This is a genomic window from Curtobacterium sp. Leaf261 (assembly GCF_001422205.1).
Lineage (GTDB): Bacteria > Actinomycetota > Actinomycetes > Actinomycetales > Microbacteriaceae > Curtobacterium.
This window is the reverse complement of sequence record NZ_LMMJ01000010.1, coordinates 289,370-313,671: the sequence shown is the minus strand read 5'-3', so window position 1 is coordinate 313,671 and position 24,302 is coordinate 289,370. Positions and strand designations below refer to the sequence as shown.

Here is a 24,302-nt window from a genome sequence, read left to right as displayed (position 1 = left end):
CCGACGGACGGACGGACGGGAGGGACGGTGCGGGGCCGACCCGTGCCTCCCGTCCGGTGCGTGGTCGCGTTCGTGACCGGTGACCTGCGACCTGCGTCAGGCGGTCGGCGCGAGACTGCCCGTCAGGGGCTGGCCCGACGACCGTGAGACGAAGCAGTAGTAGTAGTGGTCGCCGGCGTCCCAGTCCGTGAGGTCGGCCGGGTACGACCCCTGCACCTGGATGTCGCTGTAGTTCGCAGCGGCCGAGAGGTCCAGCGCCCCGGACCCTGAACACGTCGTCGCCATCTGGCCCTTGAGGACGTCCGCACCCGGGTAGTCCGCCTGGTCGATCGTGCCGCGGTGCGTCAACTGCGCGGGGTGCTCCCCCGCACAGTCGACCACCGTGACCGTCGTCGCCCACGCATCGCTGAACGGGTCCACGCACTCGCCACCCGCGAGGTCGCGCCACGAGTGCTCGCCGGGGGCTGCCGCGGTCGCGGCGAACGACGCGGTGGCGGCGGGCTCGGGAGTGGCGCTCGCACTCGTGGCCGGCCTCGCACTCCGCTGCACCGATGCGGACGCCGAGGTCGACGACGGGCTCGGCGCCGGCTGGTTCTGGGGGTCGCCGCCGATGATCCACCGCGTGATGAAGAACACCAGCACGAGGAGCACCACGATGAGCCCGATCGCACCCCAGATGAGCAGGCGCTTGCCGCGCTGGCCCTGGGCGGCGAGGCGGCCGAAGCCCTCGTTGACGAAGTTGTCGCCGCGCTCGGTCCCACGGGCGGGTGCCGGAGCGCCGTACACCCCGGTGGATCGCGGTGGCACGACCGGGCGGGAGTCCGCGGGACGGGGTCCGGCGGAGACGGGAGCCGCGGGGAACGGGAACCCGTCCGGACGACGGACGTCCTGGGCGCCACCGGTCCGGCCGCCGTCGCCGGGTTGCTGACCGACGACGGGGAGCATCCTCGTGCCGGTGGCGTCCTCACCGTCGCCGTAGTCATCGTCGTCGTCGTCGTCGAGGTAGTCGTGCTCGGCGGGCTCATCGGGCTTGTCGGGCCGTGCGGCGCCGAAGCCGAAGCCGACCGGGTCTGCATCGGCGTCCGGGCGCGCGGTCGCGTCCTGGATCGCCGCGGTGTGGCCGGCGGCGGTGTCGTCCGAGCGGGGTTCCGGCTCCGGCTCCGGGTCGACGGCCTGCATCGCGCCCGTGCCGAAGAGGGCGTCGATCGCGCGCGTGTCGCTCGTCTCGCGACCGTCCCACTCGCGCTGGTCGATGGCGTCGAGGTCGATGCCCACCGTGGCCGGCAGGTGTCCGTCATCGTCCACGTGCGGCGCTCGGTCGTCCGCGGCGGCGGGGGCCACGAGCGGTGCTGCGGGTGCCGGTGGTGCCGCTGTGGCATCGGTCTTCGCCCACCACGGGACCTCGTCGGTGCGGTCGGTCGGCTCGGGCTCGTCGGCTGGTTCGGTGGCGGCGGCCCGATCGGCGTCGTCCGCAGGGGCGGCGGCGGCCCGATCGGCGTCGTCCGCAGGGTCGGCGTCGTCGGGTGTCGAGGTGTCCTCACCCGGGGTCGGGACGTCGCCGACGAACACCTCGCCGGTCCGCGCGGCGTCGTCGCTCAGCGACCAGCTCGCCTCGGCACTCGGCTCGACGAGGTCGGCGGGTCCCGACGGTGCGGCGTCGGCATCGCCGGCATCGTCGGTGTGCGCGTCCGCGTCCGCGTCCGAGTCCGCGTCCGAGTCCGCGTCCGCGTCCGAGACGGTGTCCGCGCCCGTGACGGTGTCCGCAGGAGTGACGCCGAGCAGGTCCGCGAGCGATGGTTCCGACGTCTCGCGCGCCGACGGATCGGGCTGCTGCTCACCGTCCACGACGGCGGCCTCGTCCTCGTCCTCGTCGGAGAGCGACCACTCGCCCACCGCGAGCGACGTGGTGTCGAACGTCAGTCCGGACCCGGACCCGGCCTCGGCAGGCCCGTCGTGACGGTCCTCGCCCGCAGACCAGTCGAAGGGCGCGTTCGCGTCGTGCGCCTGCGGGGCGGGCCCACTCGCCGGCGGGGCGACCCGCAACAGGTCGGTGAAGCTCGGGGGCTCGGCGTCCGACGGCAGGGTCCGGGCGACGCCGAGCGGCTGCGCCACCGGTCCGGTCGGATCCGGGCTGGTCGAGGCGGGGCTGGCCGAGGCGGGGCTGGTGGAGTCCGGGCTGGTCGCGCCGGAGCCCACCGCGCCGTCGGTCGGTGACGATCCCGTCGCGCGGCCGAGCCAGTCGACGTCGTCGCGCCCGACACCCTCCGGGTCGTGGCGACGCCGTTCCTCGTCGATGGCACGGGTCTCCTCGGCGCGGTCCTCGCGGCTCGAGGCAGCGAACGGCAGCTCGATCGACATCGGGTGCGGCGCGGTCGAGGTCGGCGGGACGACGGACGGCGGAGGCACCTCGGGGCCGGAGCGCTTCGCGAGCTCGTCGGGCATCGAGAGTGCACGGGTGCTGTCGTCCTCCGCGTCGGGAGCGAGCGGCTCGACCTCCGCAGTCTCCGGGCTGACGCCGTGGTCCTCGGGCGTGTGCTGCGGGGCGTCCTCGAGCACGAAGTCGTCGGCGTCCTCGTCGACCAGCTCCGCGCCGTCGTCATCCGGCAGGACCACGTCGACCTCGCCGGACTCCCGGGCCGCGCGCTCGGCAGCACGGATCTCGCGGCGCGTCGGCCAGTTCTCCGGCAGCTTCGCCTCGCCGAAGATGGACGACGCGCTCCGCAGCCCGCCACCGATCCCGGCAGCGGCCCCGTCGGCGCCGGACCCGGCCGCGTCACCGGACCCGACCACGGCGGTAGACCCGGCCACGTCGCCGGACCCGGCCACGTCGCCGTCCGCAGCGGGCTCGCCGGAGCCGTCCCGTCCCTCCAGAGCGTCTTCGCTCGGCCGGGGGTCGTCCGCAGCGTCCTCGGGACGTCGATCGGTCACGGCGCCAGCCCGAGGTCGGCCAGCCCGATCGCCGCGAAGTACGGGTACCCGGCGGCCTCGATCACCTCTTTCGCCCCGGTGTCCCGGTCCACCACGACCGCCACAGCGGCGATGATCGCACCCTCGCGCTCGAGTGCCTCGGCGGCCTTGAGCGGCGAGCCGCCCGTGGTCGAGGTGTCCTCGAGGACGATGACCCGCTTGCCGCGGACGTCAGGCCCCTCGACCTGTCGGCCCCGACCGTGGTCCTTCGGCTCCTTGCGGACGACGAACGCGTCGTAGTCGTGGCCGAGCGCCGAGGACTGGTGCAGGACCGCCGCGGCGATGGGGTCGGCGCCCATCGTCAGACCGCCCACCGCGACGACGTCGGGGACGTCCGCGATGAGCGCCGTCATCACCTGTCCGATGAGGGGAGCAACTCGATGATCGAGGCTCACCTTCCGGAGGTCGATGTAGTACGTCGCCTTCTTGCCACTCGTCAGGGTGAAGTCACCGTGGAACACGGCCTCGGCCTTGATGTGGTCGATCAACTGCTCGCGCACGTCCGTCACGAGTCACCACAGTATCCGAGGGCTCCCGATCGGCACAGTCGAGCGGTCCCACGGCACGCGCCGGTACGCTCACGACATGGCTGCGCCGCCCCGTTCCCGACTGCCCGACGGGCGTCGACGGCGGAGCGTCGCCACGGCGCCGGACGACCGGGAGGCACGCGGCACCACCGTCGTGCGCGCTGCGGTCGTCGAGCTGGTCGGCTTCCTGACGGCGCTGTCGCTGGCGGTCGCCGCCCTCCGGCACGTCATCGAGACCGCGCGCGTGCAACTGCTCTGGTACGACGGCGACTCGGTGCTCCTGCCGATGGTCGCCAGGTCGCTCCGACTCGGCGAGCCGTTCGAGTGGGCGATGTCACCGACGCTCTTCTTCTTCCCCGAGGTACCGGTCTACCTGCTCTGCGCCGCCGTGACGACGACCCCGCAGGCGGCACTCGCGCTGAACGGCGTGGTCGTGCTGCTCGGGGTGTACGCGCTCGTGCGGGCGATCGCCACGCAGGTGATGCCGGAGGCCTCGCGGCTCGCACGCATCGCGGTGAGCGTGCTCGCCCTCGGGGTCGTGACCATGCTCGTGCTCACCGAGTCCAGCGCGACCGCGCAGAGCATGGAACTGGCGTCGCTGCTCCTGCTCAGCACCTACTACTACGGCGCGGTGCTCGCGATGCTCGGCACGGCCGCACTCGTCCTGCGGGTGGTGCGCACCGCCTCCCGTCCGGTGCCGGCGACCGCGTGGGGTGCGCTCGTCGCGCTCGGCCTGCTCGCCCTCGCGACGACCACGTCGGATCCGCTGTACGTGCCGTGGTCCGCCGGGCCGGTGCTCGTGACCGTCGTCCTGCTCGCCGTCGCCCGGCGTGTCCCGTGGCGCGTGGTCGGCGCCCTCGCCGTGGCGCTCGTCGGCGGCTCGACGCTCGGCTACCTGCTCCGGATCCCGCTCGGGCCGTTCGTGTCCCTCGACCCGAGCACGTACGTGCACCCCGCGATGGCCGTGCCCACGCTCGGGTGGTTCGCGGCACTCACCGACGCGCGCGCCGCCACCAGCGCCGGCGACGTCGAACTCCTGCTCCTGTTCCTCGGCTCCGCGCTGAGCGTCGCCGGCACCGTCTGGGCCTGGCGTGTGCGCACGGCGCGGACGGTGCTCGTGGCGTGCGTGCTGTCGACGGTCACGGTCGTCGCGGTCTCCGTCGGCGTGGTCCTCGCGGGGTCGGAGACATCGAGGTACCTCGAGCCGATCGTCACCGCTCCGCTGATCGCCCTCGTCGCCGTCGCCGAGCTCGTGCGCACCCGGGTCCGACGCACGCGGCTGCACCGTGCCGGTCGCGGGTTCCGACTCGTGTGCGGCATCGTCGGGGCGTGTGTGCTCGTGCTCGGCGTGGCGGTCGTCCCGACGACGGTGAGCGCGGTCCGGGCGGCGACCTACACACCCGCCACGTGCCTCGACCGGTGGGTCGCGGGGCGCTCGGTGGACGGTCGGCCCGTCGAGGGGGTGGGTCAGTTCTGGACCGTGCGACCCCTGGCTGCCTACGGGACGGACTCGGTGCGCCTCCTCCAGGTCACCGACCGGTTCTCGGCCTACGCGTGGATGACGAACCTCGCCCCGTACCGCGATGCGCACCCGACCTACGTGCTCATCGGGACGAGGGACGTGTGGACGACGCCGGTGCAGGACGCCCTCGGCGACCCGGCGGCGATCATGCACTGCTCCGGGTACGACATCTACGACTACGCCGGCACACGGGGTGCTGCGATCCTGCGCGGCTCGGTGGTCGACACCGCGACGGCGATCATCCGGGAGCGCGGGTTCGGCGGCTGAGGCGCGGCGGCGCGGAGTTCTCCACAGGCGGGCGCGGCCTCGGCAGGACGACCTGTGAGGACGTATAGGGTTGCCGAGCGGCACCGCACCCCGGTGGACCCCGATCGACCCGGAGTCCACGGCGCCGCCCGACCGACCATCGACGATTGGGTTCATCCGTGCCGGTTCTCCGTGCCCGCGCCACGTTCGCGCTCGCCGCAGCCTTGACGCTCACCGGCGTCGTCGTGCTGAGCGGCGGCCTCGTCACCGGGTCCGACCGCGCGACCGCCGCGACCTCCTACCCCTCGTGGGACGACGTCATGGCCGCACGCGGTCAGGAGTCGGCGACCAAGACCAAGGTCGCCGAGCTCCAGGCCCTGCTCACCGGCCTCAGGAGTCGGGCAGAGTCCGCCCAGGCCGAGGCCGAGCGTCTCGGGACGGAGTTCCAGAAGGCGCAGAGCAAGTCGGACGAGGCGGCGGAGACCGAGGCGACGCTCCGCGCCGAAGCGGACGAGCACGCCGAGGTCGCAGCCGAGAGCGCCGCGCAGGCCGGGCAGTTCGCCGCGCAGCTGTCGCGGACGGGCGGGAGCTCGATGACGGCGTCGATCATCTCCGACGGCAACGGAGCCGAGGACCTGCTCTACGACCTCGGTGCGATGAGCAAACTGACCGAGCACGCCCAGAAGATCGAGACCGCCGCGGTGGCCGACGCCGCCGTCGCCCGGTCCCTCACCGCGCAGGCCGACCGCGCCGCGACCGCGCTCGACGCCCTCGCCGCGGATGCCGAGTCCCGGATGGCCGCCGCACAGCGCGCCTCGGACGCGGCCCAGACGCAGGTGCAGGAGCAGAACGACAACGAGGCCCGCGTCCAGGCGCAGCTCGCGACGCTCACCTCGGGGCGGGAGCGCACCGAGGCGGAGTTCGCCAAGGGCGAGCAGATCCGGATCGCCGCAGCGGCCGAGCTCGCACGCCAGCAGGCCGCCGCCGCAGAGGCGGCCAGGCGCCAGGCAGCGGCCGCAGCGGCCGCAGCAGCAGCCTCCGGCAGCTCGGCCGGGTCCGGCCCGGCTCCGTCGACCGGTGGCGGCGCGGGCGTCGGCAGCGGGTCGGGCTCGGGGTGGGTCCGTCCGGGCGGCGGCGGGATGTCGAGCTCCTACGGATGGCGCATCCACCCGATCACCGGCGTCCGCACGTTCCACGACGGCGTCGACCTGGCGAGCGGGTGCTCGACCGGCATCGTCGCCGCGTCGGCCGGCACCGTCGACTACGTCGGGTGGTACGGCGGCTACGGCAACTACGTCAGGATCGACCACGGCAACGGGCTGAAGACCGCCTACGGGCACATCGTGGCCGGCGGGTTCCGGGTGCAGCCCGGGCAGCGTGTCAGTGCGGGGACCCTGATCGCCCTCGTCGGTTCGACGGGCAACTCGACGGGCTGCCACCTGCACTTCGAGACGCGTCCCGGTGGCGGCACGACCGACCCGGTGCCGTTCATGGCCGCGCGGGGCGTCTCGTTGCGCTGAGCCGGCCCGGTACATTCGAGGGATGCGTGTCGCCTCGTGGAACGTCAACTCCATCCGTGCCCGGTCCGGCCGGGTCGTCGACTGGCTCGTGCGCGAGGACGTCGACGTCCTCGGCATGCAGGAGATCAAGTGCAAGCCCGAGCAGTTCCCCGTCCAGGAGTTCGAGGCCGCCGGCTACACGGTCGAGGCGCACGGACTGAACCAGTGGAACGGCGTCGCGTTCGCGAGTCGCCTGCCGATGGAGGAGGTCACCCGTGACTTCCCCACCCAGCCCGGCTTCCTGAAGGGCCACGAGGGCGACGACCTGCCCGTCGAGGCGCGCGCGATGGGCGTCACGGTCGACGGCATCCGGCTGTGGAGCCTCTACGTGCCGAACGGCCGGGAGCTCGGCGACCCGCACTACACGTACAAGCTCGACTGGTTCGCGCGGCTGCACGACCGCACCGCAGCGTGGCTGGAGCAGCACCCCGAGCAGCCCCTCGCACTCATGGGCGACTGGAACGTCGCGCCCCTCGACGAGGACGTCTGGGACATGCGGGTCTTCGAGGGCAGCACGCACGTCAGCGAACCCGAGCGCGCCGCCTTCCACTCCTTCGAGGAGATCGGCCTCGCCGACGTCGTCCGTCCGCTCGTGCCGACGGGCTACACGTACTGGGACTACAAGCAGCTCCGGTTCCCCCGCAACGAGGGCATGCGCATCGACTTCGTGATGGGGTCCGAGGCGTTCCAGGACATCGTGACCGGTGCCGCGATCCACCGGAACGAGCGGAAGGGCGATGCCCCCTCCGACCACGTGCCCGTGACGGTCGACCTGGACCTCGAGACCACCCTCGACGACGACCGCCCGATGATCTTCTGACCCCGCCCCCTTCCGCGGGACACCAGGTCGGCCGCGTAGCGCAGGGAAATACCCCTGCGCGAAGCGGCCGAGGTTGCGTTTTGCGGAGACGACCGACGGACGGACTGGAGGGACGGTGCCAGGCCGACCCGTCCCTCCAGTCCGACGCGGCGACAGCCGCGCGACCTACGGGTGCAGCAGCGCTGCGACCAGCACCAGGACGGGGACGGCGCCGATCGTCGTCACGAGGACCACGTCCCGCGCCACCGGAACCGCGGCGTCGTACCGCTGCGCGTAGTTGAACACGTTCTGCGCGGTCGGGAGCCCCGCGAGGACCGTCAGGACGAACACGTGCTGGTCGGAGACGTCGAACACGTACCGGGCCAGGACGAACGCCAGCGCGGGCATCGCGAACAGCTTGATCGCGGACGCCACGATCACGTCGGTCCGGATCGACGGGTCACGGAGCGGTGCCGACCCGTGCAGGCTCATGCCGAAGCCGATGAGCACGAGCGGCACCGTCGCGGCACCGACCAGCTCGAACGGCTGCAGCACCGGCGTCGGGATCCTCACCCCGGTGATCGCGACGACGAGCCCGAGCAGGGACGCGATGATGAGCGGGTTCGACACCGGCCCGAGGATCCTCCGCCGGATCCCCCCGCCGGACGACGTCGCGGTGTCGAGGATCGTCAGCGCGATCGGCGCCAGGATGATCAGCTGCAGCAGGATGATCGGCACCACCCACGTCGCCGCGCCGAGCACGTAGACGGCCACCGGGAGTCCGATGTTGTTCGCGTTGACGTACCCGGCCGCGAGCGCGACGACCGTCGTCTGCGCGACCGACCGGCGCAGCACGAGCTTGACGACGATCCAGGTGAGCACGGCGATCACGGCTGCGGTGAGGAGCGACACCAGCAGCATCGTCGAGAAGAGCACGTGGACGTCGGCCTTCGCGATCGTGGTGAACAGCAGACACGGGGTCAGCACGAAGAACACGAGACGGCTCAGGACGAACTGCGAGTGCGGGCCGAGGAGTCCGATGCGTCCGACGACGTACCCTGCGGCGATCACCGCGCCGATGATCGCGAAGCCGATCAGGACGCCAGTCACCGGGCAATCCTCGCAGACGCGCGGACGAATGTCGGAATGCGGACGCATCGACCGCCGTTGCACGCGTCATGACCTCGTCGACGACCTCCACCCTCACCCGTTCCACCGATTCGAGCCAGCCGCTCGTCCCCCTGCTCGAGGAGCGCTGGAGCCCGCGCTCGTACGACGAGACGGCGACGATCTCCGACGACACCCTCGACGCCCTCCTCGAGGCCGCGCGCTGGGCACCGTCCGCCGCGAACACCCAGCCCCGCCGGTTCGTCGTCGGACGCCGTGGCACCGAGACCTTCCGCAAGATCGAGCAGCACCTGATGGGCTTCAACGCCGCGTGGGCCGGTCGTTCGAGCGCACTGCTCGTCGCGATCGCGGAGCCCGTGACCGAGGACGGTCAGGAGCGCCGGTGGGCCGAGTACGACCTCGGCCAGGCGGTCGCCGCCCTCGCCGTGCAGGCACACGCCGAGGACCTCCACGTGCACCAGATGGGCGGCTTCGAGGTCGACGGCATCCGTGCCGCGTTCGACCTGCCGGAGCGGTTCGTGCCCGTCACGGTCACCGCGATCGGCACCGTGGCCGACCCGTCGAAGCTCGACGAGAAGGCTGCTGAGCGCGAGACCGCCGCGCGGACGCGCCTGTCCCTCGACGAGCTCGTCCTCGCGCGCGACTAGCGACACCGCTTCCGAGGCGCGCGACACCGCCTTCCGACCGAGACGCCGTCCTCCCGGGCGGTGCCGCGTGCGGAGGGCGGTGTCGTGCGCGCGGGCGCGGCTCACACGGAGAGCGCGCGGAGCGCCTCCTCGACGAGCGCCTCCACCGCCAGCCCGGCGTCGAGCACGACGCGCTCCCCCTCCCACGACTCGAGGGCGTCCCCACGAGCAGCGAGCGTCGCCCACGCCGGCTCCGGGAGTGATGCGTAGCGGCGACCACGGGCCTCCAGGCGGTGTCGGTGGTCGTCTCCCGGCGCGAGCCGCAGCTCGACCCACCGTGCACCAACACCCGCGCGTGACGCCAGCCCGTGCCACTGCTCGCGCGCCCGGGGGTCGTCGTTCACGGCGTCGACGACGACCGAGCGGCCGACGCCGAGCTGTGTCGCCGCGAGTCGCTCGACGACGCCGTACGCCGCCACCCCGGTGGTGAACCCCGCAGGGAGCCCGGCACCGAGGAGCGCGTCCTCGACCTCGTCGACCGCGAGCACCACCGCGTCGACGCGACGTGCGAGCGCCGCCGCGAACGTGGACTTGCCGACACCGGGGAGACCTGCGAGGACGATGAACATGGCCGCCACGCTAGTGGCAGACCGGTCGGGCAACGCGGCGTCGTTCTGCCAGAATCGACGCCATGCCCGTACCCCGCCTCGTCGCCTTCGACCTCGACGACACCCTCGCCCCGTCGAAGTCCCCGCTCGACCCCACGATGCTCGACACGTTCGCGGAGCTCCTCGAGGTCGTGCCCGTCGCGGTGATCAGCGGCGGGAACTTCACGCAGTTCGAGGAACAGCTCGTGACCCCGCTCCGCCAGCGCGCGGGGCTGCGGCTCGACGACCTGCACCTCATGCCGACGTGCGGGACCCGCTACTACCGGTGGACCGGCGACGACTGGCACCTCGAGTACGCGGAGGACCTGACCGACGAGCAGAAGGCCCGTGCGCTCGAGGTCGTGGAGGAGCAGGCCCGCGCGCTCGACCTCTGGGAGTCCGAGACCTGGGGCCCGATCCTCGAGGACCGCGGGTCGCAGATCACGTTCTCCGCACTGGGGCAGGCAGCGCCCGTCGACGTCAAGAAGGCCTGGGACCCGACCGGCAGCAGGAAGGACACGCTCCGCCGGGCCGTCCAGGCCGCGCTCCCCGACCTCGAGGTGCGCTCGGGCGGGTCCACCTCCGTCGACATCACCCGCAGGGGCATCGACAAGGCCTACGGCATGACCCGGCTCGCGGCGCTGACCGGTGTCGCCCTCGACGACATGCTCTTCGTCGGCGACCGCCTCGATCCCGAGGGCAACGACTACCCGGTCAAGGCCCTCGGCGTCCCGTGCCACGCGGTCGAGGGCTGGGAGGACACCGACGCGTTCCTCCGCGAGCTCATCCCGACGCTCCGCTGACCGGCCTGGAGGCGCGGCTCGCGCCCGTCAGCCGACGCTGCGGACCGCCTCCACGAACGCCCGGATGCGCGCGGGGTCCTTCACGCCGCGCGACGACTCGACCCCGCTCGACACGTCGACCCCGTCCGGGTCGAGCCGCGCCACGACATCGCGCACGTTCGCCGGCGTGAGGCCACCCGCCAGGATCCACGCCTCGTCCACGTGGCCCGCGAGTGCCGCGGGGTCGACGGTCCGCCCGCTCCCCGGCACGGCGGCGTCGAGGAGCAGCAGGTCGTGGTCGTAGGCCGCTCGCTGCTCCGGTGTCTCCGCGAGGTACTCCTCGGCAGCGATCGCCCGGATGGTGAAGAACCCGGCGTCCCGCGCCCGGGCGAAGTCCGAGGCGGCCTCTCCGCCGTGCAGTTGCAGGGTCGTGAGCCCCACGGCGGACGCGATCCCGACGATCTCGTCGATCTCCTGGTCGCGGAACACCCCGACGGCGTCGACACCGTCCGGCACGCGCTCGACGAGCTCCTTCGCGAGGTCGGCCGTCACGGTCCGGGGGCTGCCCGCGGCGAACACGAAGCCGACCGCGTCGGCTCCCGCGTCGACCGCGGCGTCGACCGTCTCCGGGGTCGAGAGGCCACAGATCTTGATCCACAGAGCATCGGTCATGCGTCGATCCTCCCACTCGCCGAGGTCCGGGTGTCGCGGACTCAGTGGCCGACGACGCCCATCCACCACGAGCCGAGGCAGGCGCCGACGACGAGCGCTCCCGCGGCGGAGGCGAGTGCCACGTTCCGCCGACGCCATCGACGGGCCGCCGTGAACGTGCCTCGCCTGGCGTGCCGGTGCGCCCTGCGGTGCAGCCGGTGCCGCTCACGGTGCGCAGCGCGTCCCGGACCGATGGGCACCGGCCCGGTGACCCGTGCGTCGCCCCCGCGGAGCACACTCGCGACCGTGACGGCGGTGGGTCGCTCGGCGGGGTCGCGGGCCGTCATCGCCGACAGCAGCGAGCGCCATTCGGGTGCGAGGTCGGCCGGGACGACCGGGTCGTGGGAGAGCCGGGCGAGTGCCGCCTCGATGACGGTGCCGGTGTACTCCTGGTGGCCGGTCAGCGCCTCGAGCAGGACGAGTCCGAGCGAGTAGACGTCCGTGGCGAGTGAGATCGGGTCACCGGCGACCTGCTCGGGGCTGAGGTACGCCGCGGTGCCGATGATGGTGCCGTCACCGGTGAGCCTCGACCCGTCGACGAAGTGCGCGACGCCGAAGTCGGTGAGCTTCACGGTGCGGGTGAACCCGGCGGAGCCCTCGTCGCTGATCAGGATGTTCGCGGGTTTGACGTCGCGGTGCACGATGCCGCGCGCGTGCACGTACGCCAGGGCGTCGGCGAGCTGGGCCCCGAGCGACGCGACCTCGTAGTTGTGCAGGGGTCCGTCGGCCAGACGACGGAGGAGCGTCGGGTCGGCGATGAGCTCCATGACGATGAACCGGTGGGGCCCGTCGACGAGCTCGTGGGTCCCGGCGTCGTAGAGCGGGATGAGCCCGGGGTGCGAGAGCATGCTGAGCAGCCGGATCTCACGCTCCTGCCGGACGCGGTCGGCAGCCGTCATGGACTGCGGGGACGCGAACATCTTGATCGCGACGTCGCGGTAGGTGTGTTCGTCCCGCGCCTGGTAGACCGTGCCCATGCCTCCGGTGCCGATGACCGCGGTCAGTCGGTAGCGCCCGGCGAGGACCGTGTCGGTGGTCACCGTTGCCGAGGTCAGGGACATCCGACGCCGATCCGTGAGGGGCTCCCTGGACCGGGGGCCTGTGCCGACAACGGTACAGATATCGCGACGTTCGGGACCGCGTGTTACCCACTTGTGACCCGTTCGAGGGTAGGGTTCGCGCCATGGCTCTCGAACGCGGCGACACGGTCCACTGGAACACCTCCCAAGGCACGACGACGGGCACCGTCACGCAGAAGCGCGTCTCGGAGTTCGAGTTCGACGGGCAGACCTTCAAGCCCACCGACGACGACCCCTACTGGATCGTCGAGTCGGAGAAGACCGGGGCCAAGGCGGCGCACAAGGAGTCCGCGCTCACCAAGGCGTAGCGGCTCGCGCCGCGGCGGAGCCTCCGATCGCACACGGACGGGAGGCCCGGTCAGCGTCCGGCGTGCCGCTCGCGTCGGACTCGCAGCAGGCGGCGCACCACGAAGAACACGACGACCCCCGCGATGGCCGCGTAGACGATGCGGTCGAGCCACTCCGACCAGCCCTCGATGAGCGCGTACTGCGTGCCGAGGGCCGCCCCGACGAGGACGAGGACCGCGTTCCACAGGCCGCTCCCGAGCGCCGTGAAGAGCGCGAACGTGCCGAGGTGCATGCGTTCGGCTCCGGCGGGGAGCGAGATGAGGCTCCGCACGCCGGGGATGAGCCTGCCGAAGAACACCGCCGCCCTGCCGTGCGCGGAGAACCAGCCGGCGGCCTTCCGGAAGTCGTCTTCATCCACCAGCGGGAGTCGGCTGAGCCACCGGACGCTGCGCTCGAGCCCGACGACGGCGCCGAGCCAGTAGAGCACGAGCGCCCCGAGCACGGATCCGAGGGTCGCGGTCACCAGGACGAGCACGAGGTCCATCTGCCCGGCACCCGCGAGGAAACCGGCGAGCGGCAGGATGACCTCGGACGGGATCGGCGGGAACACCGTCTCGACGAAGAGCATGAGCCCGACGCCCCATTCGCCGAGGTGGTCGATGAGGTCGAGCACGAGGCCGCTGAACCCAGCGAGTTCGGCACCCGGGTCGGCGTTCGCGACGGTCGCCGTGTGCAGTTCGGGCTCGGTGTGCAGTTCGGGCTCGGTGTGTGGTTCGGGCTCGGTGCGCGGGGCTGCGGGACGCTGGACGGTGAACCGCGGGGCGGTCGCGATGGCGATCGTCATGCGGACGACGGTAACGACCGAGGCTGAACGAACGACCCACGTGCCCGCCAGGAGGATCGGTCCATCGGGCACGTGGGTCGCACGGGTGTTCGCCTAGCGGTGCGGGATCAGCGTGGCTGCTGCCCGGGCGCCGGCGAGTTCGCGGGCGGTGCGGTCGGCGAGGACCGCACGGCGGAGTTCGGGTGTCATGGCGATCGACGTCGCCGTGGAGTGGGTCCGGACGCGAGCGTCACGGGCGGCGGAACGCTCGGCGCGCCGGGTGCTCCAGCGGACCATGGCGGTGTCGACACGGTGGACGACACGGTCGACGGTGCCGATGGTGCCCGCGGGCATCGTGGCGGGGTGGTGGAACGCGGTCATGGCTGCTGCTCCTCGGGAGAGTCGGTGGGGATGTCGGATGCGGTGGGGGCGGACGCGGTGCTGCCCAGGTCGATCGGGGACTGCCCGACGACCTCGATGGGGCGGGTGAGGAGGTCCGGCTCCGGTTCGTTCTCGAGTGCGACGGGGAAGACCCGGTACTTGAGGAACACGCGGGCGGCCCCGGGGACCTCTGCGGCCTCGGCCCGGTAGCGCTCCATCACGTCGTGGACCTCTGCGCCCAGTCGCGCCGTCTGCTCGGCGGTCAGCCACATGTAGGCGCTGGAGTCGTCGGAGGCGCGCTGCCACTCCTCGGGGAGTTCCTCGGAGCGGTAGTTGATGAAGTCACGGACGAGCTGTTCCTCGACCTGGTTGAGCGCACTCGCGGCCATCTGCACGGCGGAGAGACCCGCGGGCGTCGCGGTGATCTCGGGCGAACCGATCTCCACCGGACCCGGGATGCGCTGCCAGTAGCGCTCCCTGGCGGTACCGCGCTCGGTGTCCTCGATCACGAGCCCGTGCTTCTCGAGCTGCCGCAGGTGGTAGCTCGTGGACCCGCTCGACTCCCCGATCCGCTTGCCGAGGTCGGTCGCCGTCGCGGCGCCGTACACGGACAGCAGGTTGAAGAGCCGGGCGCGGACGGGGTGGCCGAGTGCCTTCAGGGCCTCGACACCGGCCGTCTGTGATTCGCTCATGATCCAAAGGTACCGCTGCAAAGACATCTTTGCAAGCAAGTCTTTGCAATCAGGTCTTTGCAGTGGTCTCTTTGCAACGATCTCGCTGCACCGGTCCGCGTCAGACCATCCGCATGTGCACGCTCCGCACGTGTGCGAGCGAGTGCGCCAGGGCTCCCCTGGCCACGGCGTCGCGCCCAGCGCTCGTCGGCTCGATGCGCACCGACGCCCCGAGCTGGGCGGACACCGCGTCGGCGAGGGCCTCGGCGAACACCCCGGCGGCCGGCAGCACCTCGCCCCCGACGACGACGAGTTCCGGGTCGACCGCCGCAACGAGCTGCGCGACCCCCGTCGCGACGTCCTCGGCGAGCGCCCGCACGACCGCGACGGCCTCCGGTTCCCCGCGCCCGGCCGCCGCCATGCAGGACTCGAGGTCCGTGCCGGACGGGATCCGTGCCTCCAGTCTGGCGGGAGCACCCGGCCACCCCGTGGACGCGAGTCCACCGACCTCGCCCGCCGCGCCGCGGACCCCGCGCGCGAGCGTGCCGTTGACGATGATCGCGGCGCCGATCTGGCGGCCCATCACGAGGTACAGCGCGTCCTCGACGCCGACGAACCGCCCCCACATGGCCTCGGCGGTCGCGGCGAGCTTGGCGTCGTTGTCGAAGAACGTCCGCGCCGTCGGGAACAGGTCGCCGATGCGCCCCGGGATCCGCGCCGACACCCAGTCCGGAACGGCGATGGTGTAGTCGATCCGGCCCTGGCGGTCCACCACGGCCGGGACCCCGAAGGTCGCGGACAGGAGCTTCGACGCGTCGATGTGCGCCGTGAGCCGCTCGACGACCTCCTGCACGCTCCGCCAGGCCTCGTCGGCGGACGCGAGCGTCGGGTACGTCTCCTCGATGGTCATCAGCGGCTCGCCGCGGAGGTCGGACACCATGCCGACGATGGCGTGCAGGCCGAGGTCGACGCCGATCACGTACCCGGCGCTCGCCTCGGCGCGGAACCGCTTGGCGCGCCTCCCGGCCTTGTTCGGCGTCGCGATGGCGTCGACCTCGGCGACCCACCCCTCCGCCACGAGGTCGGCGAGCGCGGCCTCGATCGTCGGGCGGGACAGGCCGACCACGCGGCCGAGCTCCGTCACGGTGTGCGAGCCCTCGTCGCGGTAGAGCGCCCCGAGGATCGCGCGGGAGTTGAGCAGGCGGAGGGTCGCGGGCGAACTGCCCGCCGGCACCTCCGTCGTCAGCAGATCGACTCGCATTCCCGTGTCCTCGTCTCGCCGCGTTCCTCGCCCGCGCGTCCCGGCCGGCCGCAGGCCACCAGCGTCCCGCGCAGACCTTCCGCGTACCGTGCAGCAGACGGCGCGTCACGCGATTGACAGTGCCGTGAGGTGACCATAACCTCGATATTACGAAAGATCATTGAGGAATACCGCTCCACCCCGCTGCGATCCCGTTCGAAAGGCCCTCATGCTCATCCCCCGCCCCCGTGTGCAGACGCCGGGTGTCGGCGCGTTCGCCCTCGACCGCAGCACGCGGATCACCGCCACACCCGAGGTCGAATCGACGGCGCAGTACCTGCAGGGCGTCCTCCGCCCGTCGACCGGGCTGCCGCTGTTCGGCACGGCATCGGTCGCCGACGCCGGGATCGTGCTCCGCCTCGCGGACGACACCGAGGCGCAGGGCCTCCAGGCGGGTCCCGCCGATGACCGTTCGGAGTCGTTCCGCCTCACCGTCACGGCCGACCGCGTGGAGATCGTCGGCGGCGGGCCGGCCGGGGTGTTCTACGGCGCGCAGGCGTTCCTCCAGCTCCTGCCGGCGGACGTGTACCGTGCCGCCAGGATCACCCCGGACGGCGCCGACGAGCCGTGGACCGTCGCTGCCGTGACCGTCGAGGACGCCCCGGCGTTCGCGTGGCGCGGGTTCATGCTCGACGTCGCCAGGACGTTCCGCACCAAGCACGAGGTGCTCCGCGTGATCGACCAGATCGCCGCGCACCGGATCAACCGGTTCCACTTCCACCTCACCGAGGACCAGGGCTGGCGCATCGAGATCCGGAAGTACCCGAGGCTCACCGACGTCGGCGCCTGGCGCACCGAGTCGCAGGTCGGCGCGCACGTCCCCGGGGCGGACGGCGAGCTCACCCCGGCGGCGTTCGACGGCCGGCCGCACGGCGGGTACTACACACAGGACGACATCCGCGAGATCGTCGCCTACGCCGCCGAGCGGTTCGTCACGGTCGTCCCGGAGATCGAGACGCCCGGACACGTCCGAGCGGCACTCGCGGCCTACCCGGAGCTCGGGGTGCACCCGGATCGCGAGCTCGGCGTGTGGACGGAGTGGGGCATCGCGAAGGACATCCTGAACACCGAGGACTCGACGGTCAGGTTCTTCCAGGACGTCCTCGACGAGGTGATGGCGCTCTTCCCGTCCGAGTACATCGGGATCGGCGGGGACGAGTGCCCGAAGGACCAGTGGGTCGGCGACGCGCGGACGCAGGAGCGGATCCGGGAGCTCGGCCTCGACGACGAGGAACAGCTCCAGGCGTGGTTCGTCGGCCGGCTCGGCGAGCACGTCGAGCGGGCGGGACGCCGGATCTTCGGCTGGGACGAGATCCTCGAGGGCGGGACGCTCTCGCGGTCCGCCACGATCCTGTCGTGGCGGGGGATGCAGGGCGCGATCACTGCCGCCAGGCGCGGGTACGACGTCATCTCGGTACCCGACGACCAGGCCTACTTCGACTACCGCCAGTCCGACCTGGCGAGCGAGCCGATCCCGGTCGCGATCACCCTGACGACCGCGGACGTGCACGCGTTCGACCCGGTCCCCGCGGAACTCGACGAGGCCGAGGCCGCGCACGTCATCGGCGGCCAGGCGAACATGTGGACGGAACACGTCGACACCGCCCGTCGGCTCGACTACATGCTCTTCCCGCGGCTCGTCGCGCTGGCCGAGGCGCTCTGGTCGGCGGACGTCGCCGGGCCCCGGGACCTCGCGGAGTTCGAGGGCCGGCTCGGGGAGCACCTCGCGCGGCTCGAGGCGATGGGCATCGAGTACCGGCACGAGTCCGGTCCGTTCCCGTGGGAGCAGCGGCCCGGTGTCCCCGGGCGGCCGTCGAGCCGCGAGGACCGGGCCGCGTTCATCGCCGCGATCACCGCGAACATCGCCGACTGACGGGCGCGCGGCCGACGCACGTGCGCGACGCGCGGACCACGGACGGGAGGCACGGTGCCAGCCGGCACCGTGCCTCCCGTCCGTCTCGTGGTCGCGCTACACGGCGACCGGCTGACGCTGGTCGATCACCGCGGCCGCGTCGGCGGCCTGCGCGTCCTCGAGGGCGAGCGGGGTCCGACGACGGACGAACCGCTTGAGGACGACGAGCACGAGCGCCGAGACGACCATCCCGACGACGATCGCCAGGATGAACATCCAGATGTTCCCGATCGCGAAGAACACGAAGATGCCGCCGTGGGGTGCGCGTGACGTGACGCCGGTCCCCATGCAGATCGCACCGGTGACCGCGGCACCCACCATCGACGACGGGATGACGCGGAGCGGGTCCGCCGCGGCGAAGGGGATCGCACCCTCGGAGATGAACGACGCCCCGAGGAGCCACGCCGCCTTGCCGTTCTCCCGCTCGGCGACCGTGAACCCCTTCCGGTAGAGGATCGTCGACGCCAGCGCGAGCGCGAGGGGCGGGACCATGCCGGCTGCCATCACGGCGGCCATGATCTCGAGCGGGGCGGGGTTCGCGACCGAGCCGGCGGAGAGTCCGGCGACGGCGAACGCGTAGGCCACCTTGTTCACCGGACCGCCGAGGTCGAACGCCATCATCAGGCCGAGGATGACACCGAGGAGCACCGCGGAGGCGCCGGTCAGCGAGTTGAGGAACTGCGAGAGCTCGGTCATGAGCCACGCGATCGGGCCGCCGAGCACGAGGAGGAGCAGCCCCGACGCGACGATCGAGCCGAGCAGCGGGATGATCACGACGGGCATCAGGCCACGGAGCCAGCGCCAGACGGGGATGCGTCCGAGCCAGTACGCGGCGGCACCGGCGAGCAGCCCACCGACGAGACCGCCGAGGAACCCGGCGTTCATGAACACCGCGATCGCACCGGCCACGAACCCGGGCGCGATGCCCGGCCGGTCCGCGATCGCGTAGGCGATGTACCCGGCGAGCGCTGCCACGAGGAAGCCGAGCGACAGCCCGCCGATCTGGAACGCCGCGGAGCCGAGGTAGTACCCGAGGCCCTCCGGCGGCAGGTGCAGCAGGGTGTAGTTCTGCAGCGTGTAGACGGCGTTGTTGACCGTGTGGCCCTTCGCCGTGAGTGCGACGCCGTAGCCCGCGAGCAGGAAGCCGAGGGCGATGAGGAGTCCGCCGCCCGCGACGAACGGGATCATGTACGACACACCGGTCAGCAGCCAGCGCTTGAGGGCCTGGCCGAGATGCTGCTTGCCGGCGTTCATCACCGGGCCGGACGCCACCGAACCAGCACCCGCGACGCGCTGGGCGCGCGGGTCGTCCACGGCGGCGAGCGCCTCGGCGATCATCCGGTCGGGCTCGTCCACACCGCGTTTCACCGGACCGCGGACGACGGGCTTGCCGGCGAACCGGCCCTGGTCGCGGACGTCGACGTCGACCGCGAACACCACGGCGTCGGCCGCGGCGATGAGTGCCGGGTCGAGCGGCGTCACGGACGAGGACCCCTGGGTCTCGATGTGCACCTCGGCACCGGCGCGCTTGCCGGCGGCGACGAGGGCGTCCGCCGCCATGTAGGTGTGGGCGATGCCGGTCGGGCACGCGGTCACGCCGACGATGAGCCGCGGCCGTGCGGTGCCGGACCCGGCCGATCCGGGGGCCGCGGCCGACGTCGCCGCGCCGCCCCGTGCCTCCCGGCCGCTCGCCGACGCCGATGTTGCGGACGCGCCCGCACCGGCGGACGTGCCCACACCTGCGGACGCGACCTCGCCGCTCACCTCGCGGTCCACGAGGTCGACGATCTCCTCGCGTGTGGTGGCTGCGCGGAGCGCGGCGGTGAAGTCCTCGCGGATGAGTGCCCGGGCGAGCGTGGAGAGCACCGTGAGGTGGTCCTTGTCCGCGCCCTCGGGCACCGCGATCATGAAGACGATGTCGGCGTCGCCGTCGGGGGCGCCGAACGGGACCGTCCGTGCGAGGCGGGACATCGCGAGCGTCGGCGACGTCACCGACGACGACCTGGCGTGCGGGATCGCGATGCCGCCGGGGACGCCCGTGCCGACCGAGGCCTCGCGCTTGATCGCGTCCTCGGCGAGCGCGTCGGCGGACCCGGCCCGGCCGGAGGCGGCGACGCGCCCGGCGAGGACGCGGATGACGTCGGCCGAGGTACCGCCGAGGTCCTCGTCGAGCCCGACGAGATCGGGGCCGATGAGGCCGGATGCCTGTGGTGCCATGGTGGTTGCTCCTTTGCAAGTGCGCGACCGCGCGATGGACGAGCTGGTGGTGCAGGTCAGTGGGTGACGGGGGTTACGGGGGCGAGCACGACGACGGAGACGTCGACGGGACGGGTCTGGTCGAGGGACGGGACGAGGCTGCCCGGCAGGGACGCGGCCGCCGCACCCGAGGCGACGGCCTGCGCGAGGCAGCGTTCGGGGCCGGCTCCGGTCGTCTCGGCGAGCAGGTACCCCGCCAGTGCGGAGTCCCCCGCGCCGACCGTCGAGCGGGCGGTGATCCTCGGAGCCGCGGCTGACCAGCTGCCCGCCGCGGTCACGAGGACGGCACCGGCGCTGCCGAGTGTGAGGAGGACGGCACCCACCCCGCGGTCGAGCAGCCGCCCGGCAGCGGTTGCAGCGAGAGACGGGTCGGCCTCGTAGGCGTCGGGATCGCCGCCGACGACCTCGGCGAGCTCCTCGGCGTTCGGCTTCAGGAGGTCGACGTGCACGCCGGACGACAGCAGGGCGGTGAACGGCACGCCGGAGGAGTCGACGGCGACGCGCGGGGCCGCCACGCCGGACCGGTCGGCGGCGGCACGGACGGCGCCCACCATCCGCGCGAGGGTGTCGTCCGGGAGACCCGGCGGCAGCGAACCCGCGAGGACGAGCCACCGGGCGCCGACCGAGCTCGACACGACGAGGTCCGTCAGGGCGTCCGCGTGCCGGGCGAGCGACGGGCCGGGCTCGTTGATCTTGGTGGTGGTGCCGGTCGGCTCGGTGATCGCCACGTTCGAGCGGAGCGGTGCTCCGATCGGGAGCGCGATGGTCGGGATGCCGAGTCCGTCGAGCGCGACGAGGACAGGATCGGTCGGGTCGCCCGGGAGCACCGCGAGGGTGTCGCCGCCGGATGCCCGGACCGCTCGGGACACGTTCACGCCCTTGCCGCCCGGCTCGGCGGACGACCGGCTCGCCCGCTGGACCGCGCCGCGCTGGAGTTCCCCGCCGAGCTCCACGGTGCGGTCGAGGGACGGGTTCGGCGTGACGGTGACGATGCGGTTGCCGCTCATGCGACGACCACCTCGACGTCGGCCTCGGACAGTGCCTCGGCGAGGTCGGCCGGGGGTGCGGCGTCGGTCACGATCGTGTCGACCTCGGCGAAGGTCGCGAACCGCATGAGGGCCTCGACACCGTGCTTCGCCTGGTCGACCACCACGACCGCGCGACGGGCCGCGACCACGTAGGCACCCTTGACCGCTGCCTCGTACTCGTCCGGCGTGCTCAGCCCGAAGCCCGCGGACAGGCCGTTCGTGCCGACGATGGCGATGTCCGGGCGGAGCGCGGCGATCTGCTCGACGGTGGCCGTGCCGACCGCCGCGCTCGTCAGGCCGCGGACCCGGCCGCCGAGCAGGTGCAGCTCGAGGTGCGGGCTGTGCTGGAGGACCGCGGCGATCGGCACCGAGTTCGTGATCACCGTCATGGTCTGTCCGGGGGCCGCGGGCTCCCACGCCGCGATCTCCGCGGCGACCGCGGCGCACGTGGTTCCGGCGTCGAGCGAGACCGACCCGGTGAAGGTCGGCGGGAGGAGGCGCATCGTCGCCCGCGCGATCGCGGTCTTCGCGGCGCCGTGCTGCCCCTCGCGCTCGGCGACGCTGAGCTCGGCGACGCTCGCACGCGCCGCGGGGACGGCGCCACCGTGCACCCGTCGGAGGAGCCCGGCCGCCTCGAGGGCGTCGAGGTCGCGCCGGACCGTCTCGGTCGTGACGTCGAGGCTCGTGGCGAGGTCGGCGACCGACACCCGGCCGGAGGCGAGCAGCGCATCGGCGATGGCGTCCTGGCGTTCCGTCGCGTACATGTGCCGACCCCTTCGTCGCGTGGTCGCAGTTCTGCGACCATCTGTGTTCGAAGGACTATAAGCCGACTTCCCACAGAAGCGCAAGGACTTTCCAACGCAAACGAAGAACTCGACACGCTGGAGCTCGGAGGTCCGGAGGTCCGGGGGTCCCGGGGTCCTGGGGTCCTGGAACGAGAAGTGCCCAACTGTCGGCTGGTCACACCGACCCGACAGTTGGGCACCTCTCAACGCATGTGACCTATCCCTTGACGGCCCCCGCGGTCATCCCGGCCACGAGCCGCCGCTGCACGATCAGGAAGAACACCACGACCGGCAGCGAGAACAGCACCGACGCCGCCATGAGCGCCCCGTAGTCGGTCCCCTTGTTCGTCGAGAAGGTCGCGAGCCAGACCGGCAGCGTGTACATCGACTGGTCCTTCAGCATGACGTACGCCGTCAGGTAGTCGTTCCACGCGGCGATGAACGCGAACACGCTCGTCGCGATGACACCCGGCATCACGAGCGGGAACAGCACGCTCCAGAGGATGCGGAAGGTCCCCGCGCCATCGGTCTTCGCGGCCTCCTCGATCTCGACGGGCACCGCGACGAAGAACCCGCGCATCACCCAGATCGAGAACGGCAGCACGCTCGCCACGTACGCCAGGATCAACCCGACGTAGCTGTTCAGCAGGTTCAGTGACTGGAACGACAGGAACAGCGGGATGAGCAGCGCACCCGACGGGATCATCTGCACGAACAGGATCGCCACGAGGATCGCGCGGCGCCCCCGGAACCGGAACCGCGACAGGGCCGCCGACGCCAGGAACCCGACGACGATCGACAGCAGCACCGCAGCCACCACGACGATCGCGGAGTTCCGCAGGTAGAGCAGGAAGTGCTCCTGGGTGACCGCGCGGACGAAGTTCTGGACCGTCGGGTGCAGCGGGAACCAGATCGGGGTGAGCGTCGTCACCTCGTCCTTCGGCTTGAAGGCGGTGACGACCATCCAGTAGATCGGGAACACCCAGATCGCGCAGAAGACGATGGCCAGGACCGTCGCGACGGTCCGCCGCGGCCGCTTCCGGCGTGCACGGACGCGCGTCCCCGCCGTCGGGTCCGCCACGGCGTCGTCCGGACTGGAGGCACGGCTGGCGCCCGCCCCGCGGGCGGCGGTCACGTCGGTGGTCGCGGTCACAGGTCTTCCTCTCCGGAACGGATCAGGCGGCGGATGTAGTAGCTGGTCAGCGCGCCGAGGATCACGGTCGAGATGATCGCGATCGCGGCGCCCTGCCCGTAGGACTGGCTGACGAAGGACCGGACGAACGTCCAGATACCGAGGGTCGTCGTCGCCTCCTCGGGCCCGCCGTGGGTGAGCAGCCAGATCTGGTTGAACACGTTGAAGTCCCAGATCACGGAGAGGATCGAGACGAGGAGCAGTGTCGGGGACAGCGCCGGGAGGGTGATCGACCGGTACATCGTCCACGCCGACGCCCCGTCGAGCGCCCCGGCCTCGTAGTAGGCGGGGTCGATCTGCGACTGTGCGGCGTACAGCGTCAGCGCGACGAACGGCACCGCCTGCCAGATGACGAGCGAGAGCACGATCGTGTACGCCTGTGCGGGGTGGGACGCCCAGTTGTCCTGCGTGTGGTCGCCGAAGACCCGGAGCTGCGTGATCATCCAGTTGAGCACCCCGTAGAACGGCTGGAACAGCCACTGCCAGACGAGGCTCGACGCCACGTTGGGCATCGCCCACGCGAGCACGAGGACGATGCTGACGATCGTCCGCATCGGTCCGCCGAGCCGGGTGAGGAGCTGCGAGACCGCCATGCCGATGGCCAGGGTGCCGACGACCATCGCCGCGGTGACCACGGCGGTGCGGACGAGGACCGGCCAGAAGCTCGCGTCGGTGAGGACGTTCGTGTAGTTCGCGAACCCGGCGAACCCGGCGTGCCCGGTGAAGAGCGCGCGGAGACCGTAGTCCTGGAACGAGATGACGACCAGGCGGATGAGCGGGTAGATCACCAGGACGAGCAGGATGATCGCGGCGGGGGCCAGGAGGACGAGGGGCGCCTTCGACCGTCCGAGTCGTCGGCCCGCGGTGCGGACGCGACCCGGCCGTGGGGCCGGTGGCTGCGCGGTCGACTGCAGCGTCCCTCCCGTCCCGATCGGTCCAGCGGCGGGCGGGACGCCCGGCGTGGCGTCCTGAGCAGTGGTGGTCATCGGCGGTGATGCTCCGGTTCGGTCGCGACGTGGGTGGGCGGAGGCGTGCGGCGGGCGGACGCGTGCGGCGGGGACGGACTTGGTCCG

Annotated in this window: 22 protein-coding genes; 7 read left to right on the top strand and 15 right to left on the bottom strand. The window is 72.2% G+C overall.

Features of this window, described 5'->3' with window-relative positions; translation table 11 throughout:
* Positions 1–96: 96 nt before the first annotated feature.
* Both ASF23_RS14720 and pyrE read right to left on the bottom strand, forming a co-directional pair.
* Positions 97–2,928 carry a hypothetical protein gene (locus ASF23_RS14720; RefSeq protein ID WP_055955252.1) on the bottom strand — a complete coding sequence of 944 codons (2,832 nt, stop codon included), beginning with the start codon at positions 2,926–2,928 and terminating at the stop codon, positions 97–99.
* Entirely contained in the window at positions 2,925–3,476 is a 552-nt protein-coding gene (pyrE, locus tag ASF23_RS14715; protein WP_055955250.1) for an orotate phosphoribosyltransferase, read from the bottom strand. Before pyrE ends, ASF23_RS14720 begins: the two co-directional genes overlap by 4 nt.
* A gap of 76 nt (positions 3,477–3,552) precedes the next feature.
* Between pyrE and ASF23_RS14710 the strand changes: the two genes are divergently transcribed.
* The 3 genes from ASF23_RS14710 to ASF23_RS14700 all read left to right on the top strand — a co-directional run bounded on the left by ASF23_RS14710 (position 3,553) and on the right by ASF23_RS14700 (position 7,641).
* Positions 3,553–5,283: a hypothetical protein gene (locus ASF23_RS14710; RefSeq protein ID WP_055955247.1), complete on the top strand. Its 1,731-nt coding sequence runs from the start codon at positions 3,553–3,555 to the stop codon at positions 5,281–5,283.
* A gap of 158 nt (positions 5,284–5,441) precedes the next feature.
* On the top strand, positions 5,442–6,782 hold the full coding sequence (locus ASF23_RS14705; protein WP_055955244.1) for a M23 family metallopeptidase: 1,341 nt from the start codon (positions 5,442–5,444) through the stop codon (positions 6,780–6,782).
* A gap of 22 nt (positions 6,783–6,804) precedes the next feature.
* Positions 6,805–7,641 carry an exodeoxyribonuclease III gene (locus tag ASF23_RS14700; protein WP_055955241.1) on the top strand — a complete coding sequence of 279 codons (837 nt, stop codon included), beginning with the start codon at positions 6,805–6,807 and terminating at the stop codon, positions 7,639–7,641.
* A 165-nt stretch (positions 7,642–7,806) separates the two neighbouring features.
* Here ASF23_RS14700 and ASF23_RS14695 read toward each other — a convergent pair whose 3' ends face one another.
* Positions 7,807–8,730 carry an AEC family transporter gene (locus ASF23_RS14695; protein WP_055955239.1) on the bottom strand — a complete coding sequence of 308 codons (924 nt, stop codon included), beginning with the start codon at positions 8,728–8,730 and terminating at the stop codon, positions 7,807–7,809.
* Positions 8,731–8,798: 68 nt separating this feature from the next.
* Here ASF23_RS14695 and ASF23_RS14690 point away from each other — a divergent pair, with 68 nt between their 5' ends.
* Entirely contained in the window at positions 8,799–9,395 is a 597-nt protein-coding gene (locus ASF23_RS14690) for a nitroreductase family protein (RefSeq protein ID WP_055955236.1), read from the top strand.
* 101 nt (positions 9,396–9,496) lie between these two features.
* Here the strand turns inward: ASF23_RS14690 and ASF23_RS14685 are convergent, their stop codons facing one another.
* Positions 9,497–10,003: an AAA family ATPase gene (locus ASF23_RS14685; RefSeq protein ID WP_055955552.1), complete on the bottom strand. Its 507-nt coding sequence runs from the start codon at positions 10,001–10,003 to the stop codon at positions 9,497–9,499.
* A gap of 62 nt (positions 10,004–10,065) precedes the next feature.
* Here ASF23_RS14685 and ASF23_RS14680 point away from each other — a divergent pair, with 62 nt between their 5' ends.
* On the top strand, positions 10,066–10,824 hold the full coding sequence (locus tag ASF23_RS14680) for an HAD-IIB family hydrolase (protein ID WP_055955234.1): 759 nt from the start codon (positions 10,066–10,068) through the stop codon (positions 10,822–10,824).
* A 27-nt stretch (positions 10,825–10,851) separates the two neighbouring features.
* Here the strand turns inward: ASF23_RS14680 and ASF23_RS14675 are convergent, their stop codons facing one another.
* Entirely contained in the window at positions 10,852–11,475 is a 624-nt protein-coding gene (locus ASF23_RS14675; protein WP_055955231.1) for a phosphoribosylanthranilate isomerase, read from the bottom strand.
* 41 nt (positions 11,476–11,516) lie between these two features.
* Positions 11,517–12,575, bottom strand: coding sequence for a serine/threonine-protein kinase (locus ASF23_RS14670; protein WP_055955226.1), 1,059 nt, complete (start codon positions 12,573–12,575; stop codon positions 11,517–11,519).
* 122 nt (positions 12,576–12,697) lie between these two features.
* On the opposite strand from ASF23_RS14670, the gene ASF23_RS14665 reads away from it, so the two are divergent.
* On the top strand, positions 12,698–12,901 hold the full coding sequence (locus ASF23_RS14665; RefSeq protein ID WP_055955223.1) for a DUF2945 domain-containing protein: 204 nt from the start codon (positions 12,698–12,700) through the stop codon (positions 12,899–12,901).
* Between the two features lie 50 nt (positions 12,902–12,951).
* Here the strand turns inward: ASF23_RS14665 and ASF23_RS14660 are convergent, their stop codons facing one another.
* From ASF23_RS14660 to ASF23_RS14645, 4 genes are all read right to left on the bottom strand, one after another.
* Entirely contained in the window at positions 12,952–13,725 is a 774-nt protein-coding gene (locus ASF23_RS14660; protein ID WP_082474200.1) for a DedA family protein, read from the bottom strand.
* Between the two features lie 93 nt (positions 13,726–13,818).
* Positions 13,819–14,085, bottom strand: coding sequence for a hypothetical protein (locus tag ASF23_RS14655; RefSeq protein ID WP_055955220.1), 267 nt, complete (start codon positions 14,083–14,085; stop codon positions 13,819–13,821).
* Positions 14,082–14,777, bottom strand: a complete 696-nt coding sequence (locus tag ASF23_RS14650) for a helix-turn-helix domain-containing protein (protein ID WP_055955217.1) — start codon at positions 14,775–14,777, stop codon at positions 14,082–14,084. The genes ASF23_RS14655 and ASF23_RS14650 overlap by 4 nt, the downstream gene beginning before the upstream one ends.
* Positions 14,778–14,877: 100 nt before the next feature.
* Complete coding sequence (locus ASF23_RS14645; RefSeq protein WP_055955213.1) at positions 14,878–16,017, bottom strand: ROK family transcriptional regulator; 1,140 nt, start codon at positions 16,015–16,017, stop codon at positions 14,878–14,880.
* A 208-nt stretch (positions 16,018–16,225) separates the two neighbouring features.
* Between ASF23_RS14645 and ASF23_RS14640 the strand changes: the two genes are divergently transcribed.
* On the top strand, positions 16,226–17,929 hold the full coding sequence (locus ASF23_RS14640) for a beta-N-acetylhexosaminidase (protein WP_082474198.1): 1,704 nt from the start codon (positions 16,226–16,228) through the stop codon (positions 17,927–17,929).
* A gap of 96 nt (positions 17,930–18,025) precedes the next feature.
* Here ASF23_RS14640 and ASF23_RS14635 read toward each other — a convergent pair whose 3' ends face one another.
* From ASF23_RS14635 to ASF23_RS14615, 5 genes are all read right to left on the bottom strand, one after another.
* Positions 18,026–20,185, bottom strand: coding sequence for a PTS fructose transporter subunit IIABC (locus ASF23_RS14635; RefSeq protein ID WP_055955210.1), 2,160 nt, complete (start codon positions 20,183–20,185; stop codon positions 18,026–18,028).
* 56 nt (positions 20,186–20,241) lie between these two features.
* Complete coding sequence (locus tag ASF23_RS14630) at positions 20,242–21,231, bottom strand: 1-phosphofructokinase family hexose kinase (RefSeq protein ID WP_055955208.1); 990 nt, start codon at positions 21,229–21,231, stop codon at positions 20,242–20,244.
* Positions 21,228–22,016, bottom strand: coding sequence for a DeoR/GlpR family DNA-binding transcription regulator (locus ASF23_RS14625; protein WP_055955203.1), 789 nt, complete (start codon positions 22,014–22,016; stop codon positions 21,228–21,230). The genes ASF23_RS14630 and ASF23_RS14625 overlap by 4 nt, the downstream gene beginning before the upstream one ends.
* A 238-nt stretch (positions 22,017–22,254) precedes the next feature.
* Positions 22,255–23,190, bottom strand: coding sequence for a carbohydrate ABC transporter permease (locus ASF23_RS14620; protein WP_200919371.1), 936 nt, complete (start codon positions 23,188–23,190; stop codon positions 22,255–22,257).
* Positions 23,187–24,215 carry a carbohydrate ABC transporter permease gene (locus ASF23_RS14615; RefSeq protein ID WP_082474197.1) on the bottom strand — a complete coding sequence of 343 codons (1,029 nt, stop codon included), beginning with the start codon at positions 24,213–24,215 and terminating at the stop codon, positions 23,187–23,189. Before ASF23_RS14615 ends, ASF23_RS14620 begins: the two co-directional genes overlap by 4 nt.
* Positions 24,216–24,302: the final 87 nt, after the last annotated feature.

Bases quoted from the DNA above. Each gene is read 5' to 3' on its own strand.
- ASF23_RS14675 (WP_055955231.1), bottom strand. From the start codon at position 11,475: ATGACCGATGCTCTGTGGATCAAGATCTGTGGCCTCTCGACCCCGGAG.
- ASF23_RS14670 (WP_055955226.1), bottom strand. From the start codon at position 12,575: ATGTCCCTGACCTCGGCAACGGTGACCACCGACACGGTCCTCGCCGGG.
- ASF23_RS14640 (WP_082474198.1), top strand. From the start codon at position 16,226: ATGCTCATCCCCCGCCCCCGTGTGCAGACGCCGGGTGTCGGCGCGTTC.
- ASF23_RS14690 (WP_055955236.1), top strand. From the start codon at position 8,799: ATGACCTCGTCGACGACCTCCACCCTCACCCGTTCCACCGATTCGAGC.
- ASF23_RS14660 (WP_082474200.1), bottom strand. From the start codon at position 13,725: ATGACGATCGCCATCGCGACCGCCCCGCGGTTCACCGTCCAGCGTCCC.
- ASF23_RS14680 (WP_055955234.1), top strand. From the start codon at position 10,066: ATGCCCGTACCCCGCCTCGTCGCCTTCGACCTCGACGACACCCTCGCC.
- ASF23_RS14645 (WP_055955213.1), bottom strand. From the start codon at position 16,017: ATGCGAGTCGATCTGCTGACGACGGAGGTGCCGGCGGGCAGTTCGCCC.
- ASF23_RS14615 (WP_082474197.1), bottom strand. From the start codon at position 24,215: ATGACCACCACTGCTCAGGACGCCACGCCGGGCGTCCCGCCCGCCGCT.
- ASF23_RS14710 (WP_055955247.1), top strand. From the start codon at position 3,553: ATGGCTGCGCCGCCCCGTTCCCGACTGCCCGACGGGCGTCGACGGCGG.
- ASF23_RS14635 (WP_055955210.1), bottom strand. From the start codon at position 20,185: ATGGCACCACAGGCATCCGGCCTCATCGGCCCCGATCTCGTCGGGCTC.
- ASF23_RS14630 (WP_055955208.1), bottom strand. From the start codon at position 21,231: ATGAGCGGCAACCGCATCGTCACCGTCACGCCGAACCCGTCCCTCGAC.
- ASF23_RS14655 (WP_055955220.1), bottom strand. From the start codon at position 14,085: ATGACCGCGTTCCACCACCCCGCCACGATGCCCGCGGGCACCATCGGC.
- ASF23_RS14665 (WP_055955223.1), top strand. From the start codon at position 12,698: ATGGCTCTCGAACGCGGCGACACGGTCCACTGGAACACCTCCCAAGGC.
- ASF23_RS14700 (WP_055955241.1), top strand. From the start codon at position 6,805: ATGCGTGTCGCCTCGTGGAACGTCAACTCCATCCGTGCCCGGTCCGGC.
- ASF23_RS14625 (WP_055955203.1), bottom strand. From the start codon at position 22,016: ATGTACGCGACGGAACGCCAGGACGCCATCGCCGATGCGCTGCTCGCC.
- ASF23_RS14650 (WP_055955217.1), bottom strand. From the start codon at position 14,777: ATGAGCGAATCACAGACGGCCGGTGTCGAGGCCCTGAAGGCACTCGGC.
- ASF23_RS14685 (WP_055955552.1), bottom strand. From the start codon at position 10,003: ATGTTCATCGTCCTCGCAGGTCTCCCCGGTGTCGGCAAGTCCACGTTC.